Source organism: Streptomyces sp. MZ04, assembly GCF_004684775.1.
GTDB lineage: Bacteria > Actinomycetota > Actinomycetes > Streptomycetales > Streptomycetaceae > Streptomyces.
In genome coordinates, this window is sequence record NZ_SRIC01000502.1 from 1 (window position 1) to 2,682 (window position 2,682).

2 protein-coding genes and 1 pseudogene are annotated in these 2,682 nt (G+C 70.2%); 1 reads left to right on the forward strand and 2 read right to left on the reverse strand.

All coding sequences use genetic code 11. The features are described 5' to 3' along the window. Nucleotides 1-540 (forward strand): annotated as a pseudogene (locus E2651_RS42475) (hypothetical protein); the annotation flags it as partial. A 266-nt stretch (nt 541-806) separates the two neighbouring features. Here E2651_RS42475 and E2651_RS42480 read toward each other — a convergent pair. Both E2651_RS42480 and E2651_RS42485 read right to left on the reverse strand, forming a co-directional pair. Beyond that, nucleotides 807-1,679 carry a thermonuclease family protein gene (locus tag E2651_RS42480; protein WP_135336608.1) on the reverse strand — a complete coding sequence of 291 codons (873 nt, stop codon included), beginning with the start codon at nt 1,677-1,679 and terminating at the stop codon, nt 807-809. A gap of 158 nt (nt 1,680-1,837) precedes the next feature. Further along, nucleotides 1,838-2,224: a histidine phosphatase family protein gene (locus E2651_RS42485; RefSeq protein WP_135336609.1), complete on the reverse strand. Its 387-nt coding sequence runs from the start codon at nt 2,222-2,224 to the stop codon at nt 1,838-1,840. Nucleotides 2,225-2,682 lie beyond the last annotated feature (458 nt).

The following is a 2,682-nucleotide window of genomic DNA, read 5'->3' on the forward strand; positions in this document are numbered from 1 at the left end:
CTGCTCCCCTCACTCCCGGGCGCCCCCGACCCCACATCCCTGGAGTTCCTGGCAACGGACGCGGCGGCCCGCGCCCACGCCTTCCTCGTCACGGGAGCCGACCCCTTCACGGCCACCGACCCCTGGCACGACGCGGTACGCCTGGCCGCATCCCACCCCGGCCTCACCGGCCGCCGCAGCTTCAGCCGCCAATTCGCCGAACTGGCAAGGGCGGTGGGCCACGCTCCCACCGACCTCTCCCGCGCGGCAGCGGCCTGGCGCCAGGGCGCGGAGGAAGGCCTGTCCGTACTGGAATCCCCCTGGGACCCCCCGGCGGGCCCCTTCGACCGAGCCCGAGGCGCCCTGATCACGGCGGACCTCCCCCGCATGACAATCCACCGCAACCACCTCACCAACGCCTCAGGTTCCCTCCAGCTCCGCTACGGCAGGGACGGCCTCTGGTACCCGTACCGAAGCGAGCCGGGCCGCGACGACTGGTGGCCGGAGGGCGAGCCGGACGAGGATCCGGTGGGGGCGGTCGCGGGGATGATCGGGGTCTGAGAGAGATCGCGGAGCTGGCGAGTGCCCCGTACTGGCCAGCCTCTCAGGGTGATCAGGGGCCTTTGATCCCCAACTCCGCCTGGGTCAGGCCCTTTCGGCCTCGCCGGCGCCCAATGCCGTTGGGGCGGGTGAACTGCGCGGTGGAGGCGTTCGCGGTAGGCGTCGGCCAGGGCGGCGTCGGGGGGGTGGTCTCGCCGGTGAGGATCACTCCGCCGCCCGGGAAAGGGTGCGGAAGCCGGCCGCGTGGGTGATGGTGACCGTCTCCCTCATGCCTCGTCGAAGAGCAGGTTCTCGGGGGGCTGGGTCATCTTGACCTTGGTGGTGTTGACCTCCACGACCAGGTCGAGGCCGGTGGTGAAGTGGGCGGTGGAGATGATGGTGAACTTGTCGGCCTTCTGCCTCAGGAAGTCGAGGAAGCCGTCGAGTGCGGGGTCGCCGTCGTTGAGGACGATGTACTCGACCAGGCGGCGGTAGAGCTTGGGCATGATGATGTCGTCGCTGATCGTCGGCGGCGCGACGACCTCGGCGCCCGAGTTGGTCTTGTCGGTGGGCCACAGTCCCTTGCCCTGCTGCCGGGCCGACTTGGCGGCTGCGGTCAGCTCGTCGCGCAGCTCCGGGAAGAGGCTGCGGTAGTAGGTCGGGAAGGCCATGCCTTCAGCGAGCTGGTGGTGGTTGGCCGTCTGCTCCAGCATCGCCTTGGTGACGTGGACCTGGGTACCGCTGGCGGCCGGGGGTTCGCCGCGTCCGGCAAGGGCCACGCAGCGGCCGTAGCGGTCCGCGCCCCTGGTGAAGATGTAGCCGGGCACCTCGGCGGGGTCGGTGGGCGCTTTGACAGTCCCATTGGGCTTGCGCTGCACGGGCTGGAAGCCGATCCAGGCCAGCAGCTCCGCGGCGGCCTCGTCGGCGAACGGTGTCGGCTGGTGCAGCTCCGCTCCGCCGGTCGGGGGCCGGTAATGGGTCTCCAGTGTGTCGATCGCCTCCAGGCGGAGGTTGGCGCCGCCGGTGGCGTTGCGCTGAACCAGATGAGGTCCGGGAACCAGGTCCCACTCGGTGGTGTCGTCGGGGACGAAGCGGACCGTGTCACCGTCGGGGCGGGTTCCAGCGATCCGGTAGACACCCTGGATGAGGAGCATGGGCATGGTGATCCCTCTCGGGTAGCGGATAGAGGAGCGCCAACGTGCGGCGGGCACGGCCGCCACCCGCAATATCACTCCATGTCATCAATCGGATACAGAATGCGTCCAAGTTGTTCGCATCGCATCCGCTGGCGTGCACGGAGGGGCTCGACGCGGTGCGTTCAGGGGCCTAAACGAACGTGAGCGGTGTCGTTGAGGAGGGCCAGGGTCCAGCTGCGGCGGCCGAAGCGGTCGCTGCCGTGCTCGAAACGGGTGATCCCTGCGTGACCGGTGCCGAAGCCCACCCGGGAGGCGGCATGGGGCGGAATGCCGAGGATGAGGTGGCACGCGGCCACGATCGTCTCCCCGTGGGCGGCGATCAGGGCGGTCTGTCCTTCGTGGCGCTCGATCAGGCGGGTGAGCCCGGCTCCGGCGCGGCGCAGGAGGCCGGCGAATGTGTCGGATCCGGGGGCCCAGGACCGGTCCGGGGGAGCGGTCGGCGCCCGCCGCCGAACACCGGCGAGACGCACCTGCTCCACCCCGCCCCGCGCTCGGTCAGGCCTGTGCATGTCGCGGGCCTGCCCAGGACGCCTTCGGTATTGCACCGGGCCTCACCGTATTGCACCGGGCCGCACCGTGCCGGACGAAGATCAACTGTGTGCCGACGTCCACAAGCCACCTCCCGCCGATCAAGCCACCATCCGCGGCGGGCGCGATTCGGGCCCCGCATCCAGGATGGTCACCCTTCGAACGGGGCCGCGCACGCCGGGCGCGCCATCCGAAGCGCACCGAGTGTGCCCGGCAACCACGTCGACCTCTGCACGCAGGGGGCCACCGCAGCGTGACACCTGGATTGGCCTGCAACTTCAGGTTGAAGAAAGCTCAGTGCCAGTACACGATGCGGGTTGAGCCGTCGGCGGCAGGCTGAGCTCGGGGTGCCCCTGGCCCCCGCGCCCCAAGTGATCTCCGACAGTCCAACAAGTGGCCGCTGCGAGTCCAACTCCTCGTCCCCGCACCCCCGTTACTC

What these genes read in the sequence shown, in the direction of transcription:
- E2651_RS42485 (WP_135336609.1), bottom strand. Translation starts at nt 2,224, where the DNA reads ATGCACAGGCCTGACCGAGCGCGGGGCGGGGTGGAGCAGGTGCGTCTC.
- E2651_RS42480 (WP_135336608.1), bottom strand. Translation starts at nt 1,679, where the DNA reads ATGCCCATGCTCCTCATCCAGGGTGTCTACCGGATCGCTGGAACCCGC.